Genomic DNA, 16645 nt, shown 5'->3' with positions numbered 1-16645 from the left:
GACGGAAAGGGACCGACGATGTCGTTTGTGTTCGTCACACCGGAGCTCGTCAGTGCGGCCGCGACGGACATTGCCGGCATCGGCTCGACGATCAGCGCCGCCAACGCCGCCGCGGCCGTCCCGACCACTCAGGTGCTGGCCGCCGGCGCGGATGCGGTGTCGGCGGCCGTCGCATCGGTGTTCTCCGGCCATGCCCAGGCATATCAGACGCTGAGCGCACAGGCGGCGGCGTTTCATCAGCGGTTCGTGCAGAACCTGGCCGCGAACTCCGCGGCGTACACCGGCGCCGAGGCTCAGGGCCTGTCGGGGCTCGGCAACAGCAACCTGGGCGGCGGCAACAACGGCAACAACAACATGGGCGGCGGCAACGTCGGCGACGGCAACCTCGGCGCCGGGAACCTCGGCGGCGGCAACGTCGGCAACGGCAACTGGGGCAGCTCCAACGTGGGCATGGGCAACCTGGGCAACAACAACCTCGGTGTGGGCAACTACGGCAACAACAACATCGGCATCGGGCTCAACGGCAACAACCTGGTCGGCCTCGGCGGCCTCAACGCCAACGGCAGCGTCGGAAACGTCGGCTGGGGCAACGCCGGCAACAACAACATCGGCCTGGGCAACACCGGCAACAACAACATCGGCCTGGGGCTCACCGGCAACAACGAAATCGGCGTCGGCGGCACCTATTACGACACCGCGACGGGTCACTTCGCGTTCGGTGGGCTCAACTCCGGCAGCGGCAACGTCGGGATGTTCAACTCCGGCACCGGCAACGTCGGCGTGTTCAACTCGGGCAGCGGCAACACCGGCCTGTTCAACAGCGGCGCCCACAACTGGGGCCTGTTCAACTCGGGCCACGCCAACACCGGCATCGGCAACACCGGCAACACCAACACCGGGTTGTGGAACGCCGGCTACTCCAACGCGGGCGTGTTCAACTCCGGCCTGCAGAACGTGGGCGTCGGCAACCCCGGCGACAGCAACGTCGGCTCATGGAACGCCGGCCAAAACAACATCGGCGACCTCAACGGGTCGAACGGCAGCATCGGCTACCTCAACGGCGGTTACAACAACATCGGCGTCGGCAACTCCGGCGCGTACAACATGGGCAGCTTCAACGGTGGCGACCAGAACGTCGGCGACTTCAACACGGGCAGCGACAACACCGGATCGTTCAACGCGGGCAACACCAACACCGGGTTCTTCAACGCGGGCAACACCAACACCGGGCTGTTCAACACCGGCAACCTGGACACGGGCTGGGGCCGCACCGAGGACCTGACCGGCGTGGTGAGCAACTCGGGCTTCGGCAACACCGGCACGGGCAATTCGGGCTTCTTCAACACCAGCGATTTCAACTCGGGCTTTTACAACACGGCCAGCGGCGGCCTCAACTCGGGCTTTTACAACAGCGGCGCGGGCGGCAACGACATGGGCTTCTTCAACTCCGGCAGCGGCCAATTCGCCGTGGGCTTCGAAAACTCGGGCAGCGGCAGCTTCTACACCGGCATCGCCAACTCCGGCACCGGCGACTACAACACCGGCGTCGGCAATTCCGGGGTCAACGGCAACCACACGGGCTTCTGGAACACCGACTCGGGCGTCGGCGGCAACACCGGGTTTTTCAACTCCGGTCTGGGCAACAACACCGGCTTCTTCAACACCGGCGGCGGCTACCCCTTCGACCAGGGCAATACCGGATTCGCCAACTTGGGCGTCGGCGAATCCGGCTTCCTGCGCCTCTGACGGGCCGTCTAGATCGCGCGCTTGAGCTCGTCGACCATGTTGAGCTGCTCCCACGGCAGCTCGACGTCGGTGCGGCCGAAGTGCCCGTAGGCGGCGGTCTGCGCGTAGATCGGGCGCAGCAGGTCCAGGTCGCGGATGATGGCGCCGGGCCGCAGGTCGAACACCTCGGGCACGATCTTCTCGATCTTGACGGGGTCGACGGTCGCGGTGCCGAACGTCTCGATGAACAGCCCGACCGGGGCCGCCTTGCCGATGGCGTAGGCCACCTGCACCTCGACCCGCTCCGCCAGCCCGGCGGCGACGATGTTCTTGGCCACCCACCGCATCGCGTACGCCGCCGACCGGTCCACCTTCGACGGATCCTTGCCGGAGAAGGCGCCGCCGCCGTGGCGGGCCCAGCCGCCGTAGGTGTCGACGATGATCTTGCGACCGGTCAGGCCCGCGTCGCCCATCGGCCCGCCGACGACGAACTTGCCGGTCGGGTTCACCAGCACCCGGGTGGCCGACGAGTCCAGGGTGTCGTGGGCCAGCTCGTCGAGCACGGCGTTGAGCACATACGTGCGGATGTCGGGGTCCAGCGTCTGCTCCAGGTCGATGCCGTCGGCGTGCTGGGTGGAGACCACCACGGTGTCCAGCCGCACCGGGACGTCGTCCTCGTAGGCGATGGTGACCTGGGTCTTGCCATCCGGGCGCAGGTAACCCAGCGTGCCGTTCTTGCGGACCTCGGTCAGCTTGCGCGACAGGCGGTGCGCCAGCGCGATGGGAAGGGGCATCAGCTCCGGGGTGTCGTTGATCGCGTAGCCGAACATCAGGCCCTGGTCACCGGCGCCCTGGGCATCGAGCGGGTCGGCGGCGCCCTCGACGCGCGTCTCGTGCGCGGTGTCCACGCCCTGGGCGATGTCGGGCGACTGACGGCCGATGCCGATGTTCACCCCGCACGACGCCCCGTCGAAGCCCTTGTCCGACGAGTCGTAGCCGATGTCGAGGATGCGGGCGCGCACCGTGTTGGTGATGTCGGCGAACGCCTCCTTGGCCGACGTCGTCACCTCACCCACCACGTGCACCTGCCCGGTGGTCACGAGCGTTTCGACCGCCACCCGCGAGCGAGGGTCCCCCGCCAGAAGCGCGTCGAGGACCGAGTCGCTGATCGCGTCACAGATCTTGTCGGGGTGCCCTTCGGTCACCGACTCACTGGTAAACAGACGACCCTTTTCGCTCACAGTCCCGATCCTTCCAATAATTAGTTAGTCGAATTATATCTTCTGGCATCATCCGGCACCCGTGCGGGCGCCGTAGCGAAGTAAACCCTGCTACCCGCTGTGGCCGTGCAGGAACGCGACGATTGCGTCCACGATACGACTGGCCATCAGCGTCTTGGAGCCGTGTGGCAGCGCCGACTCGGCGCCGTCGGATGCCAGCAGCCAGCCGTCGTTGCTGTCCACCTCGAACGCCTTGTTGTCGCCGACGGCGTTGACCACCAGCAGGTCACAACCCTTGCGCCGCAGCTTTTCTCGCGCGTGGAACAAAACGTCGCCGTTGGCGTCGCCGGTCTCGGCGGCGAAACCCACGATGGCCCGCATGTTGGGCAGCTGCCCGTGCGCGCGGGCCCGCACCGCGCCGGCGAGCACGTCGTCGTTGCGGACCAGTTCGATCGTCGGCTCCTCGGCGACGTCGGGGCCCTTTTTGATCTTCGCGGTGGCAACCCGCGCGGGCCGGAAGTCGGCTACGGCCGCCGCCATCACCAGCACGTCCGCCTCGGGGGCGTGCTTGGACACCGCCTCGCCGAGCTGCTCGGCCGAGCTGACGTGCACCACGTTGACGCCGGCGGGGTCGATCAGCCCGGCGGTGTGCCCGGCGATCAGGGTGACCTCGGCGCCGCGCTGGGCGGCGACCCGCGCCACCGCGTAGCCCTGCTTCCCGGAGCTGCGGTTGCCGATGAACCGCACCGGGTCGATCGGTTCGCGGGTGCCGCCGGCGGTGACCAGCACCCGGCGGCCGGCGAGGTCGTAGGGCAGGGCGTCGTGGCGCTCCAGCAGCAGCTGGGCCAGCGTGGTGATCTCCTCGGCCTCGGGCAGCCGTCCGGCGCCGCTGTCGGTGCCCGTGAGCCGTCCGTACGCGGGTTCCAGGACGACGGCGCCGCGGCGCCGCAATGTGGCCACGTTGTCGACGGTGGCCGGGTGCAACCACATCTCGGTGTGCATCGCCGGGGCGAACAGCACCGGGCACCGGGCGGTCAGCAGGGTCGCGGTCAGCAGGTCGTCGGCGCGCCCGGAGACGGCCCTGGCCAGCAGGTCGGCGGTGGCGGGCGCCACGAGGACCAGGTCGGCCTCCTTGCCGAGCTGGACGTGCGGCACCTCCGGCACGTCGTCGAAGACGCCGGTGCGCACCGGCTGGCCGGACAGCGCCTCGAACGTGGCGGCCCCCACGAAGCGCAGCGCGGATTCGGTGGGGATGACGCGGACCTGGTGGCCGGCTTCGGCGAGCTGCCGTACGACGGTGCATGCCTTGTAGGCGGCGATGCCCCCGGAAACTCCTACGACGACCCGCTTGCTCTCCACCGCGCCCGGCCCGTTACTCGCCCTCGGTGTGCTCGAGCAGGTCGGCGTGGATCTCGCGCAGCGCGATGGACAACGGCTTTTCCTGCAGCCCCGGCTCGACGAGCGGGCCGACGTACTCGAGGATGCCCTCGCCGAGCTGGTTGTAGTAATCGTTGATCTGACGGGCCCGCTTGGCCGCGTAGATGACCAGGGCGTACTTGCTGGACACGCGGTCCAGCAGCTCGTCGATGGGCGGGTTGGTGATGCCCAGCGGGGTGTCGTAGGCGCCCTGGCCGCCTGCCGACGGGTCGAACTGGTCCACGGCGGTCAGCGACGCGTCGGACTGGGGAATGCTCACGTAGGTCAGTCTCCTGGCGGATAGAGCCGTGCGGTACGGCTAGAGAACTTCGATGCTTGAATCTGGTCTGGTCAGGCGGTTCATGCCGGGCCCGGCGCAGTTCCCACCAGCAAGGATACCAATTCGGCGCACGCAGACTCCAATCGACTGTTGACGACCACCTCGTCGAAGTCGTTTTGCGCCGCCATCTCGGTGCGGGCGGTGTCGAGGCGGCGCCGGATGGCCTCCGGTGTCTCGGTGCCCCGGCCGATCAGCCTGGCCTCCAGGTCCTCCCAGCTGGGCGGCGCCAGGAACACGGTGAGCGCCTCGGGCATCGCCTTCTTGACCGCCCTGGCGCCGGCCAGGTCGACCTCGATCAGCACGGGCAGCCCGGACGCGGTGGCGGCCCGCACCGGCTCGGCCAGCGTGCCCGACCGGTGCAGCCCGCCGTGAATCTCGGCCCACTCCAGCAGGGCGCCCTCGTCGATCAGCTGCTGGAAGCGGGCGGGGGTGACGAAGTGATAGTCGACGCCGTCGACCTCGCCGGGCCGCGGGGCCCGGGTGGTGGCCGAGACGCTGAACTGCAGGTTGGGGATCCGCTCACGCAGACACCGGACCACCGTCGACTTGCCGACCGCGGAGGGACCGGACAGCACGACCACACGCCCCCTGCCTGGCGGCTCAGGGCGTGCCCCCCGTGCGACGTCCGGCCCCCCGCCGGCGCTCACTGGCGCTCCTGGGTCGGTGCCCCCAACAGGCCGTTCGGCCTGCATGGTCGCAGTGTCGGGTTAGGAGCCGAACTTTTCCAGCAGGGCCTTGCGCTGCCGGTCCCCGAGGCCGCGCAGGCGGCGGGTGGGGGCGATCTCCAGCTCGGTCATGATCTCCTGCGCCTTGACCTTGCCCACCTTCGGCAAGGCCTCGAGCAGCGCAGACACCTTCATCTTGCCGAGGACTTCATCGCTTTCGGCGTCCTTGAGCACCTGGGTGAGGTTGGTGCCACCGCGCTTGAGGCGATCCTTGAGCTCTGCTCGCGCTCGACGTGCGGCGGCCGCCTTCTCCAACGCGGCCGCGCGCTGCTCGTCGGTCAACTGGGGAAGGGCCACGATTCCTCCGTATCTGATCAATCCGATAATCGATCTCGTTTTGTCTCTGCCGGGTACTTCAGCCAGCGGAGATGACCGTACTCAGCCTTCCTGACGAAATCTAACCCGACCCCCTCGTTAATTGTGCAAATGTGCAGCGTGAGCCGCCCGGGCGAACGCCGAGGGGCGTCTCCGGGGCGGGCCCGACGCCCTCCCGATTCGGTCGCGGCGGTGCCCCTACGACCTCCCGAATAAGGCGCCCTACCTGCGGTTTTACGCCATACAGTTGGGCGGCCGCGGACGATGCCGACGGCGGTGGCCGACGTCCGCGAGCCGGGGTGCCGGGGATCACCAGATTTTTCGTCGCGTGTCGCGCGTGTCGCGGCCCAGTGGCCCAGGCGCAGGTCGGCGACGGCTACGCAGCGATGTGCCAGCTAACACCCAGCCAAATATCAGTTACGATCGAAATCGTGCCGAACCTGCGCATCCGTCAGGCGGCTGAACTGCTGGGAGTCAGCGACGACACCGTCCGTCGCTGGATCAACCAGGGCACGTTGTCGGTCACCCACGACTCGGCGGGACGCAAGGTCATCGCCAGCGAGGACTTGGCCGAATTCTCCCGGGCAAACGCGCCCGCCCCGCCTCCCGACCCGCTGAGCATCGGCAGCTCGGCCCGCAACCGGTTCGTCGGCCTGGTCACCAGCGTCCTGCGCGACACCGTGATGACGCAGGTCGAGATGCAGTGCGGTCCGCACACCGTGGTCTCACTGATGAGCACCGCGGCGGCCGAGGAGCTCAAGCTGCGCCCCGGCAGCGTCGCCGTGGCCGTCGTCAAGGCCACCACCGTCATCGTGGAGACCGCCCCGCCCAGCTCGGCCATGGCGTCGGACTGAGCGTGCGCCGAGGGCCTTAGGTGTGCACTGAGGGCTTTTGGTGTGCGCACCGGGCGGAAAACCGGCCGGATTAGCGCCCCCAGCTCACACCGAAAGCCGAGGATTCACACCCGAGCGGCCTACAGCGCGGCCAGGTAGGCGACGGCGTCGCGCATCCGTTCGCCGGCCGCGCGCAGGTCCGACACGCTGGGGCCGGCCCGCAGCACCTCACGCGCCACGGCAGGCAGCAGCTGGCCCGGCGCGGCCCCGCCCAGGCCGCCGAGCGCCTCGGGCCGTCCCCCCTGCGCCCCGACGCCGGGCACCAGCACGGGTCCGCCCAGCTCGCTGACGTCGGGCGCCTCGAAGACGGTCGCGCCCAGCACCACGCCGACGTATCCGGGCTCGGTCGGGTTGGCGGAACGGTTGACCACCGCCGCCTGGTCGATGATCAGCTGGGATACCGTGCGGCCGTCGAATTCGGCGCGCTGCACGGTGCCGCCCTCCGGGTTGGACGTCGCCGCGAGCACGAACACTCCCCGGTCGTTGGCCGCTGCGGCCTCCAGCAGCGGCCGCAGCGAACCGAAGCCCAGATAGGGCGAGGCGGTCACCGCGTCCGCCGCAAGCGGCGAGTCGCCGGCCCAGGCCGCGGCGTAGGCGGCCATCGTCGTCCCGATGTCGCCCCGCTTGGCGTCGGCCAGCACCAGCACCCCGGCCGAGCGCAGCGCGGCGATGGTGCGTTCCAGCACCGCGTACCCGGCGGCGCCGTAGGCCTCGAAGAACGCCACCTGGGGCTTGACGACCGCGAACCCGGTGAACGCCTCGATGCACACGTCACAGAACGCGGCCAGGCCGTCGGCGGTGGTGGGCAGGTCCCAGGCCCGCAGCAGCTCGGGGTGCGGGTCGATGCCCAGGCACAGCGGCCCGCGGCTCAGCTTCGCCTCGGCCAGCCGGGTGCCGAACCCGGTCATTGGGAGCCGCCCGCGGGCGTGATCGCGCTGTGCAGCTCCTGCAGCGAGCGCACGCCGATGTCGCCGCGGATGCCCGCCTCGATGCCCTGCACCGCGGCCGACGCGCCCTGCACGGTCGTGACGCACGGGATGTTGACCGACACCGCGGCCGAACGGATTTCGTAGCCGTCGATGCGCGGGCCGGAGTTGCCGAACGGCGTGTTGATCACCATGTTGACCTCGCCGGCCTTGATCGCGTCGACGGCCGACATCGCGGGGCGCCCGGGCTGCGGCGGCTCGAAGTGCTTGCGGACCTCGTCGCAGGGAATCCCGTTGCGGCGCAACATTTCCGCGGTGCCCTCGGTGGCCAGCACCCGGAAGCCCAGGTCGGCCAGCCGCTTGACCGGGAACACCAGCGACCGCTTGTCCCGGTTGGCCACCGACACGAAGATCGTCCCGCCGGCCGGGAGCGACCCGTAGGCGGCGGTCTGGCTCTTGGCGAAGGCGCTGCCGAAGTCGCGGTCGATGCCCATCACCTCGCCCGTCGATTTCATCTCCGGGCCGAGCAGCGAATCGATGGCGGCCCCGTCGATCCGGCGGAAGCGGTGAAACGGCAGGACCGCCTCCTTGACGGCGATCGGGGCCTGCGGCGGCGCGTGCGCGCCGTCCCCGGTGGCGGCCAGCAGGCCCTCGTCGCGAAGCTGGGCGATGGTGGCGCCCAACATGATCCGGGCACACGCCTTGGCGAGCGGGACGGCGGTGGCCTTCGAGACGAACGGAACGGTCCGGCTGGCCCTGGGGTTGGCCTCCAGGACGTAGAGCACGTCGTCCTTGAGGGCGTATTGCACGTTGAGCAGGCCGATCACCCCGATGCCGTGGGCGATGGCCTCCGTCGCGCGGCGCACCTTCTCGATGTCGCTGCGGCCCAACGTGACCGGCGGCAGCGCGCAAGCCGAGTCGCCGGAGTGGATGCCGGCCTCCTCGATGTGCTCCATGATGCCGCCGATGTAGACCTCGGCTCCGTCACACAGCGCGTCGACATCGATCTCCACCGCGTCCTCGAGGAAGCGGTCGACCAGCACCGGGTGCTCGGGCGACAGCTCGGTGGCGCGGGTGATGTAGCCCTCCAGCGTCTCGTCGTCGTAGACGATCTCCATGCCGCGCCCGCCCAGCACGTACGACGGCCGCACCAGCACCGGATAACCGATCTCGTCGGCGATCCGGCGGGCCTGGGCGAAAGTCGTTGCCATGCCGTACTTCGGCGCCGGCAACCCGGCGGCGGCCAGCACGTCGCCGAACGCGCCGCGGTCCTCGGCCAGGTCGATGGCCTCCGGCGGCGTGCCGACGATCGGGACCCCGGCGTCGAAGAGCCGTTGCGCCAGCCCGAGCGGTGTCTGGCCGCCGAGCTGCACGATCACGCCCACCACCCCGGGGCCGCCGGCGGCCGACTGCTGTTCGGCGCGGAACACCTCGAGGACGTCCTCGAAGGTCAGCGGCTCGAAATACAGCCGGTCGGCGGTGTCGTAGTCGGTGGACACCGTCTCCGGGTTGCAGTTGACCATCACGGTCTCGAACCCGGCCTGGCTCAACGTCGTTGCCGCGTGCACGCAGCTGTAGTCGAACTCGATGCCCTGACCGATGCGGTTAGGACCCGAGCCCAGGATCAGCACCTTGGGCCGCTCGGTCTGCGGCGCCACCTCGGTCTCGGCGGCGGGGTCCAGCTCGTAGCTGCTGTAGTGGTAGGGCGTCTTGGCCTCGAACTCGGCCGCGCAGGTGTCCACCGTCTTGTAGACCGGGTGGATGCCGAGGCGCTCGCGCAGCGAGCGCACCCCGTTCTCGCCCGCCAATTCCGGCCGCAGCGCGGCGATCTGGCGGTCCGACAGCCCGCTGTGTTTGGCGCGCCGCAGCAGGTCGGCGTCGAGCACGGGAACGTCCACCAGCTCCGCGCGCAGCTTGCCCAGCTCGCCGATCTGGGCCAAGAACCACGGGTCCACGCCGCTGGCCTCGGCGACTTCCTCGATCGACGCGCCCAGCCGCAGCGCCAGTTCGATGTCGTAGAGCCGGCCCTCGGTCGGGGTGCGCAGCCGGTCGAGCACCTCGTTCACGTCCCCGCCCGGGTCGGGCTTCGTCCAGAAACCCGCGCGGGTGGTCTCCAGCGACCGCATCACCTTGCCGAGCGCCTCGATGAAGTTGCGGCCCAACGACATCGCCTCGCCGACGGACTTCATGGTGGTGGTCAGGGTGGGGTCGGCGCCGGGGAACTTCTCGAACGCGAATCGCGGCGCCTTGACGACGACGTAGTCGAGCGTCGGCTCGAAGCAGGCCGGCGTCTCCTTGGTGATGTCGTTGAGGATCTCGTCGAGGGTGTAGCCGATGGCCAGCTTCGCGGCGATCTTGGCGATCGGGAAGCCGGTGGCCTTGGAGGCCAGCGCGCTGGACCGGGACACCCGGGGGTTCATCTCGATCACGATCAGCCGGCCGTCGACCGGGTTGATCGCGAACTGGATGTTGCAGCCGCCGGTGTCCACCCCGACCTCGCGCAGGATCGCGATGCCCAGGTCGCGCATGCGCTGGTATTCGCGGTCGGTGAGCGTCATGGCGGGTGCGACGGTGACCGAGTCCCCGGTGTGCACGCCCATCGGGTCGAAGTTCTCGATCGAGCAGACCACGACCACGTTGTCGTTGCCGTCGCGCATCAGCTCGAGCTCGAATTCCTTCCAGCCGTAGATCGATTCTTCGATCAACACGTTGGCGCTGGGGCTTTCGGCCAGGCCGGCGCCGGCCATCCGGTCGACCTCCTCGACGGATCGCGCCATGCCCGACCCGAGCCCGCCCATGGTGAAGCTGGGCCGCACCACGACCGGCAGCCCGAGTTCCTCGACCGTCTCGCGCACCTCTTCCATCGTGAAACACACTCGGCTGCGCGCGGATTCACCGCCCACCTTGGCGACGATGTCCTTGAACATCTGGCGGTCCTCGCCGCGCTGGATGGCGTCGATGTCCGCGCCGATCAGCTCGACACCGTGGCGCTCCAGCGCCCCGTTCTCGTACAGCGCAACGGCGGTGTTGAGCGCGGTCTGCCCGCCCAGCGTGGCCAGCAGCGCGTCGATCTTGTTGCCCCGCTCGGCCTGCTGGGCGATCACCCGCTCGACGAAGGCCGGGGTGATGGGCTCGACGTAGGTGTGGTCGGCGTACTCGGGGTCGGTCATGATGGTGGCCGGGTTGGAGTTGATCAGGCTGACCTGCAGCCCCTCCGCCCGCAGCACCCGGCAGGCCTGGGTGCCCGAGTAGTCGAACTCGGCGGCCTGTCCGATGACGATCGGCCCCGAGCCGATCACCAGCACGTGGCGCAAGTCGGTGCGACGCGGCACTAGCGTCCCCCTTTCCTGGCGTGAAGGCGCGCAGATGTACACGATTTGCGGCGTGTCGGCGTACAAACACGCGCGCTCGCGGGAGACGTGGTCATTGGTGGCCTGCCATCAGGTCGACGAATTGGTCGAACAGGTACTCCGCGTCGTGCGGACCGGCGGCGGCCTCGGGGTGGTACTGCACCGAAAACGCCTTGCCGTCTGCGAGTTTGACGCCTTCCACTACCCCGTCGTTGGCGCAGGTGTGGCTGACGACTGCCGGGCCGAACGGCGTGTCGAAGGACTGGCCCGCCTCGCCTTCGAGCGCGAAGCCGTGGTTCTGCGCGGTCACCGCGACCCGTCCGGTGGCGTGGTCGATGACCGGGACGTTGATGCCGCGGTGCCCGAAGACCATCTTGTAGGTGGACAGGCCCAGCGCCCGGCCGAGGATCTGGTTGCCGAAACAGATGCCGAACAACGGGATTCCGGCGCCCAGCACCTCGCGGGTGAGCCCGACGACGTGGTCGGCGGTGGCGGGGTCGCCCGGGCCGTTGGACAGGAACACGCCGTTGGGGTTGATGTCGGCGATCTGGTCGAAGGTCGCCGACGCCGGCAGCATGTGGCTGCGGATGCCGCGCCGGGAGAAATTGCGGGGCGTGTTGGTCTTGATCCCCAGATCGAGGGCGGCCACCGTGAACCGGTGCGGCCCTTCGGGTTCCACGACGTAGGCGCCGTCGGTGCTGACCTCGCCGGCCAGGTTGGCGCCCAGCATCGACTGCTGGCCCCGCACCCGTTCCACCAGCTCGGCCGGTTCGGCGAGCGCGTCGCCGGAGAACACGCCCGCCTTCATCGAGCCGCGGCTGCGCAGGTGGCGCACCACCGCCCGGGTGTCGATGCCGGCGATGCCGACGATGCCCTGGCGGGCCAGTTCGTCCTCCAGCGTGCCGGTGGCGCGCCAGTTGGAGGCGCGCGGCGACGGGTCGCGCACCGCGTAGCCGGCGACCCAGATCTTGTCGCCGCGGCTTTCGGCGTCCTCGTCGTTCCAGCCGGTGTTGCCGATCTGCGGCGCGGTGGCCACGACGATCTGGCGGTGATAACTGGGGTCGGTCAGCGTTTCTTGGTAGCCGGACATGCCGGTGGAGAACACGGCCTCCCCGAGCGTCTGGCCGACCTTGCCGAACGGCGTTCCGGTGAAGACGCGCCCGTCTTCCAGAACCAAAACGGCCTTAGTCATGCGCGGCCCCCTCCTCCCGGCCCTCCAGCCAGGCGTCGTACTCGTCGCGGTGGTTCGCGCGAAACGCGGTGTCGATCTCGGTTCCCGAAGGCAGGCGCCACCGGATCGCCAATATCCCAATCCGAGGCGTGACCCTGCCCGCCATTCGGCGCTCCATGCGGATGCCCTCGATCGCGTCTTGGGGAATCCAAATAGGTTGGGCCCGAACCCTTTCCACCAGGATCCCCTCGTGATAGCGGGTCAGCACCGCCTTGCTGCGAAAGCCCAGATCGCCGGCCGCGATCCGCTCGCCCCAGTCCGGCGCCATCATGGAACCGCAGTAGTGGCCGCGGGTGGTGATGGTCGCGGCCCCCACCTGGTCGGGCAGGCCGGGCAGCTCGCCGATCAACTGCTGCTGCCGCTGCGCGCGCCGCTGCCAGGAGCGCATTATCAGCTGGATGAGCACCGTTATCACGATCACCAGCACGGCCGCGAAGATCAGCGACCCCACCAGCGTGGCAGAGTTCATGCGCGCCGCTCCTTCTCATCGCTTCGCTCTGCATCGTCGCCGGCGCGATTCATGCCGGGCTCTTCCCGTCCCGTGCGGTGACCTTTCCGCGCAGCAGGGTCGCGGTCACGGTGGCGGGCAACGTCATTGACTCATAAGGCGTGTTGGCCGACCGGCTGGCCAGGTCCGACCCGGCGACCGTCCACGTGGCGTCCGGGTCCACGACCGTGAGGTTGGCCGGCTCCCCCACCTCCAGCGGGCGACCGTGATCGGGCAACCCGACGATGCGCGCCGGGTTCTCGCTCATCACCCGCGCGACGTCGCGCCAGGTCAACAGTCCGGGCGCCACCATCGTCTGCGCCACCACCGACAGCGCGGTCTGCAACCCCAGCATGCCGGGGCGCGCGGCCGAGAACTCGACGCACTTCTCGTGTTCGGCGTGCGGGGCATGGTCGGTGGCCACGCAGTCGATTACCCCGTCGACCAGCGCCTGACGCAGCGCGACCGCGTCGGCCGCCTCGCGCAGCGGCGGGTTGACCCGGTTCACCCCTTCGTAGTTGGCCAGCCTGCTGTCGTCGAGCAGCAAGTGGTGCGGGGTGACCTCGGCGGTGATCGAAATGCCTTGTTCCTTGGCCCATCTCACGATCTCGACGGTGCCCGCGGTGGAGGCGTGGCAGATGTGCACCCGGGCGCCGGCGTCGCGAGCCAGCAGCGCGTCGCGGGCGACGATCGATTCCTCGGCGGCCCGGGGCCACCCGGCGAGTCCCAGCCGCGCGGCCGTCGGGCCCTCGTGGGCGACGGCGCCGACGGTCAGCCTCGGCTCCTCGGCGTGCTGGGCGATCAGCACCCCCAGCCCGGTGGCGTATTCGAGGGCGCGGCGCATGATCAGCGGGTCGTGCACGCAGATGCCGTCGTCGGAGAACATCCGCACCTGCGCGGCGCCGGCGGCCATCATGCCCATCTCGGTGAGCTCGGCCCCGGCCAGCCCGACGGTGACGGCGCCGACGGGATGCACGTCGACGAGCCCGACCTGCTGGCCGCGATGCCAGACGTGGTCGGTGACCACCGGGCTGTCGGCGACGGGATTGGTATTGGCCATCGCGAACACCGCCGTGTAACCGCCCAAAGCCGCGGCCGCCGAACCGGTTTCGATGTCCTCGGCGTATTCGCGGCCCGGCTCGCGCAGGTGGGTGTGCAGGTCGACGAACCCGGGCAGCAGCACCTGTCCCGTCGCGTCGATGACGTCGGCCGTATCCGGGATGCCCAGGCCCGGGCCGATTTCGGCGATCTGCCCGTCATCGACCAGGACGTCGACGCGGTCGCCTTCGCCGTACAGACGCACCCCGCGGATCAGCACGCTCATGCCGCGATGTCCTCCGCCCCGACCAGCACATGGAACAGCACCGCCATCCGCACGTGCACTCCATTCGAAACCTGTTGCAGCACCGCCGATTGCGACGAGTCCGCCACCGACGACGAGATCTCCATGCCGCGCACCATCGGCCCCGGGTGCAGCACCACGGCGTGGCCCGGCAGCATCGCCTGGCGCCGCTCGGAAAGCCCGTAGCGGACCGAATATTCGCGCACCGACGGGAAGAAGCCGCCGTTCATCCGCTCGGCCTGCACCCGCAGCATCAGCACCGCGTCGGCGGCGGGCAGCTCGGCGTCGAAGTCGTAAGAGACGGTGGCCGGCCAGCCGTCGACGCCGACCGGCAGCAGCGTCGGCGGCGCGACCAGCACCACCTCCGCGCCAAGGGTGGCCAGCAGCATGACGTTGGAACGGGCGACCCGGCTGTGCAGGATGTCGCCGACGATCACGACGCGCCGGCCCTCGATGCCCCCGAGCCGCTGCCGCACGGTCAACGCGTCCAGCAGCGCCTGCGTGGGGTGCTCGTGGGTGCCGTCGCCGGCGTTGATCACCGACGGGCCGTCACCGTTGCTGCATGTCCAGTCGGCGAGCAGGTGCGCCGCCCCCGAGGCGGGGTGGCGGATGATCAACGCGTCGGCCCCGGCCGCCCGCAGCGTCAGCGCGGTGTCGCGCAGCGATTCCCCCTTGCCCACCGACGATCCGGCGGCGCTGACGTTGATCACGTCGGCGCTCATCCACTTGCCGGCCACCTCGAAGGAGACCCGGGTGCGGGTCGAGTTCTCGTAGAACATCGTGACGACGGTGCGGCCGCGCAGCGTCGGCAGCTTCTTGATCTCGCGGCCGACCAGCGCCTGCGCGAACCGGTCCGCGTCGTCGAGGATCGCGGTGGCGTCGTCGCGGCTCAGGTCGCCGGCGGCCAGTAGGTGGCGCGTCATCGGGAGATCACCACCCCGTCGCGGCCGTCGTGCTCGGTGAGCAGCACGTGCACGCTCTCGGCGCGCGAGGTCGGGACGTTCTTGCCGACGTAGTCGGCGCGCAGCGGCAGTTCGCGGTGGCCGCGGTCGACCAGCACCGCCAGTTGCACCGCCCGCGGCCGGCCCACGTCGCGTAGCGCGTCCAGGGCCGAGCGCACCGAGCGGCCGGAGTAGAGCACGTCGTCGACGAGGATCACCAGCGCGTCGTCGACGCCGCCGGCCGGGATGGACGTGGCCGCCAGCGGTCGCGGCGGCTTTTGCATGAGGTCGTCGCGGTAGAGGGTGATGTCCAGGGCGCCGTGGGCGACGTCGACCCCGCTGAACTCGCCGATGTTGGTGGCGAGCCGGCTGGCCAGGATCACGCCGCGGGTCGGGATGCCCAGCAGCACCACGCGCGGTCCGTCGGGACCATCCAGCGCGGTCTTTTCGATGATCTGATGCGCGATGCGGGAAATGGTGCGGCCCACGTCGGCCGCCGACATCAATTCTCTCGATTCGCCGCCGCAAGCGGCATCCGCGGCACCCATACGAGACTTGACCTCCTTCTCCGCCTCTCTGGACGGATCGTTAAAGGATGTCGACTGCCGGGCAGCGTAGCACTTCCGCCGAGCGTGCCGGCAACGCGGTCGACGTGTCGGTGGCCTCAAGTACTGTCGAAAATATGTTCGAACGTGATCCCGGCGAGGTGGCGCTCATCGAGCGAATCGCCGAGTTGGAGCGGCACAAGTCGGCGGCCGCCGCGGAGCAGGCGCGGGCGGCCGCGGCCCTCGATGTGCTGCGTCGTGCCAACGAGGCCGCCGCCGGCGTGCCCACCGCGCAGCGCGGTCGCGGGCTGGCCAGCGAGATCGCCCTGGCCCGGCGCGATTCCCCGGCCCGCGGCGGGCGGCACCTCGGCTTCGCCAAGGCGCTCGTGCACGAGATGCCGCACACGCTGGCCGCTCTCGAGGTTGGGCGGCTGTCGGAGTGGCGGGCCACGCTGATCGTGCGGGAATCCGCGTGCCTGGACGTCGAGGACCGCCGCCTACTGGACTCCGAGCTGTGCGCCGACGCAGCCAGGCTGGACGGGATGGGTGATGCCCGCGTCGTCGCGACGGCCCGGGCGATCGCCTACCGGCTGAACGCTCAGGCGGTGGTCGATCGCGCCGCCAAGGCCGAATCCGAGCGCACGGTGACGATTCGGCCGGCCCCGGACACCATGACATGGGTGACCGCGCTCCTCCCGGTGGCCAAGGGTGTCGCGGTGTACGCGCCGCTCAAGCGGGCCGCCGACACCACCTTCGACGACCGGACCCGCGGCCAGGTGATGGCCGACGCGTTGGTGGAGCGGGTCACCGGACGGCCCGCCGACGAAGCCGAGCCGATCGCGGTCAACCTGATCGTCTCCGATGCGACGCTGCTGGGAGACGACGACAGCGCCGCGGTCGTCGACGGGTACGGCCCGATCCCGGCGGCCATGGCCCGCCACCTGGTGAGCGCCGCGGTTGGGGACGGCCCGTCCCGCGCGACGTTGCGGCGGCTGTACCGGCATCCGGGCTCGGGGGCGCTGGTGGCCATGGAGTCGCGGGCGCGTCACAGTAAGGCGTGCGGCAGCCCTGATCTCGCAGCCCGATGAACGTTGCCAGCCCCTTCGGGAAGCGACGCGCCCGCGACTCCATGGCCACCAGCGCCCCCGAGCCCGGATGCCGGTACAGCCGCCGCAACGTCGCGCGGGAC

Annotated in this window: 14 protein-coding genes and 1 pseudogene; 3 read left to right on the top strand and 12 right to left on the bottom strand. The window is 69.8% G+C overall.

The window, feature by feature from the left end; all coding sequences use genetic code 11:
- Positions 1–18 precede the first annotated feature (18 nt).
- Complete coding sequence (locus tag A5712_RS32345) at positions 19–1746, top strand: PE family protein (RefSeq protein WP_068105144.1); 1728 nt, start codon at positions 19–21, stop codon at positions 1744–1746.
- A gap of 8 nt (positions 1747–1754) precedes the next feature.
- Here the strand turns inward: A5712_RS32345 and metK are convergent, their stop codons facing one another.
- The 5 genes from metK to mihF all read right to left on the bottom strand — a co-directional run bounded on the left by metK (position 1755) and on the right by mihF (position 5723).
- On the bottom strand, positions 1755–2966 hold the full coding sequence (metK, locus tag A5712_RS12790; protein WP_068105142.1) for a methionine adenosyltransferase: 1212 nt from the start codon (positions 2964–2966) through the stop codon (positions 1755–1757).
- Positions 2967–3056: 90 nt separating this feature from the next.
- Positions 3057–4304, bottom strand: coding sequence for a bifunctional phosphopantothenoylcysteine decarboxylase/phosphopantothenate--cysteine ligase CoaBC (coaBC, locus tag A5712_RS12785; RefSeq protein WP_068105139.1), 1248 nt, complete (start codon positions 4302–4304; stop codon positions 3057–3059).
- 13 nt (positions 4305–4317) lie between these two features.
- Entirely contained in the window at positions 4318–4641 is a 324-nt protein-coding gene (gene rpoZ, locus A5712_RS12780) for a DNA-directed RNA polymerase subunit omega (protein ID WP_067114083.1), read from the bottom strand.
- A gap of 80 nt (positions 4642–4721) precedes the next feature.
- Positions 4722–5348 (bottom strand): guanylate kinase, encoded by a 627-nt coding sequence (gene gmk / locus A5712_RS12775; RefSeq protein WP_193791420.1) that lies wholly within the window; start codon positions 5346–5348, stop codon positions 4722–4724.
- Between the two features lie 60 nt (positions 5349–5408).
- Complete coding sequence (mihF, locus tag A5712_RS12770; protein ID WP_036355303.1) at positions 5409–5723, bottom strand: integration host factor, actinobacterial type; 315 nt, start codon at positions 5721–5723, stop codon at positions 5409–5411.
- Between the two features lie 449 nt (positions 5724–6172).
- Here mihF and A5712_RS12765 point away from each other — a divergent pair, with 449 nt between their 5' ends.
- Positions 6173–6595: a molybdopterin-binding protein gene (locus A5712_RS12765; RefSeq protein ID WP_068105177.1), complete on the top strand. Its 423-nt coding sequence runs from the start codon at positions 6173–6175 to the stop codon at positions 6593–6595.
- 119 nt (positions 6596–6714) lie between these two features.
- On the opposite strand, the gene pyrF is transcribed toward A5712_RS12765, so the two are convergent.
- The 7 genes from pyrF to pyrR all read right to left on the bottom strand — a co-directional run bounded on the left by pyrF (position 6715) and on the right by pyrR (position 15459).
- Positions 6715–7542, bottom strand: a complete 828-nt coding sequence (gene pyrF, locus A5712_RS12760; protein ID WP_068105133.1) for an orotidine-5'-phosphate decarboxylase — start codon at positions 7540–7542, stop codon at positions 6715–6717.
- Complete coding sequence (gene carB / locus A5712_RS12755; protein ID WP_068105130.1) at positions 7539–10892, bottom strand: carbamoyl-phosphate synthase large subunit; 3354 nt, start codon at positions 10890–10892, stop codon at positions 7539–7541. Before carB ends, pyrF begins: the two co-directional genes overlap by 4 nt.
- A gap of 91 nt (positions 10893–10983) precedes the next feature.
- Positions 10984–12102: a glutamine-hydrolyzing carbamoyl-phosphate synthase small subunit gene (gene carA / locus A5712_RS12750; protein WP_068105127.1), complete on the bottom strand. Its 1119-nt coding sequence runs from the start codon at positions 12100–12102 to the stop codon at positions 10984–10986.
- Positions 12095–12610, bottom strand: a complete 516-nt coding sequence (locus A5712_RS12745) for a transporter (RefSeq protein ID WP_068105123.1) — start codon at positions 12608–12610, stop codon at positions 12095–12097. Before A5712_RS12745 ends, carA begins: the two co-directional genes overlap by 8 nt.
- 49 nt (positions 12611–12659) lie before the next feature.
- Positions 12660–13952 carry a dihydroorotase gene (locus A5712_RS12740; protein ID WP_068105120.1) on the bottom strand — a complete coding sequence of 431 codons (1293 nt, stop codon included), beginning with the start codon at positions 13950–13952 and terminating at the stop codon, positions 12660–12662.
- Complete coding sequence (locus A5712_RS12735; protein ID WP_068105115.1) at positions 13949–14893, bottom strand: aspartate carbamoyltransferase catalytic subunit; 945 nt, start codon at positions 14891–14893, stop codon at positions 13949–13951. The genes A5712_RS12740 and A5712_RS12735 overlap by 4 nt, the downstream gene beginning before the upstream one ends.
- Positions 14890–15459 carry a bifunctional pyr operon transcriptional regulator/uracil phosphoribosyltransferase PyrR gene (pyrR, locus tag A5712_RS12730; protein WP_068105112.1) on the bottom strand — a complete coding sequence of 190 codons (570 nt, stop codon included), beginning with the start codon at positions 15457–15459 and terminating at the stop codon, positions 14890–14892. The genes A5712_RS12735 and pyrR overlap by 4 nt, the downstream gene beginning before the upstream one ends.
- A 134-nt stretch (positions 15460–15593) precedes the next feature.
- On the opposite strand from pyrR, the pseudogene A5712_RS12725 reads away from it, so the two are divergent.
- Positions 15594–16645 (top strand): annotated as a pseudogene (locus A5712_RS12725) (DUF222 domain-containing protein); the annotation flags it as partial.

Source organism: Mycobacterium sp. E2327 (assembly GCF_001672675.1).
GTDB lineage: Bacteria > Actinomycetota > Actinomycetes > Mycobacteriales > Mycobacteriaceae > Mycobacterium.
This window is presented reverse-complemented; position numbering and strand designations above follow the sequence as displayed.

Bases quoted from the DNA above. Each gene is read 5' to 3' on its own strand.
- A5712_RS32345 (WP_068105144.1), top strand. From the start codon at position 19: ATGTCGTTTGTGTTCGTCACACCGGAGCTCGTCAGTGCGGCCGCGACG.
- pyrF (WP_068105133.1), bottom strand. From the start codon at position 7,542: ATGACCGGGTTCGGCACCCGGCTGGCCGAGGCGAAGCTGAGCCGCGGG.
- carA (WP_068105127.1), bottom strand. From the start codon at position 12,102: ATGACTAAGGCCGTTTTGGTTCTGGAAGACGGGCGCGTCTTCACCGGA.
- A5712_RS12745 (WP_068105123.1), bottom strand. From the start codon at position 12,610: ATGAACTCTGCCACGCTGGTGGGGTCGCTGATCTTCGCGGCCGTGCTG.
- A5712_RS12740 (WP_068105120.1), bottom strand. From the start codon at position 13,952: ATGAGCGTGCTGATCCGCGGGGTGCGTCTGTACGGCGAAGGCGACCGC.
- A5712_RS12735 (WP_068105115.1), bottom strand. From the start codon at position 14,893: ATGACGCGCCACCTACTGGCCGCCGGCGACCTGAGCCGCGACGACGCC.
- pyrR (WP_068105112.1), bottom strand. From the start codon at position 15,459: ATGGGTGCCGCGGATGCCGCTTGCGGCGGCGAATCGAGAGAATTGATG.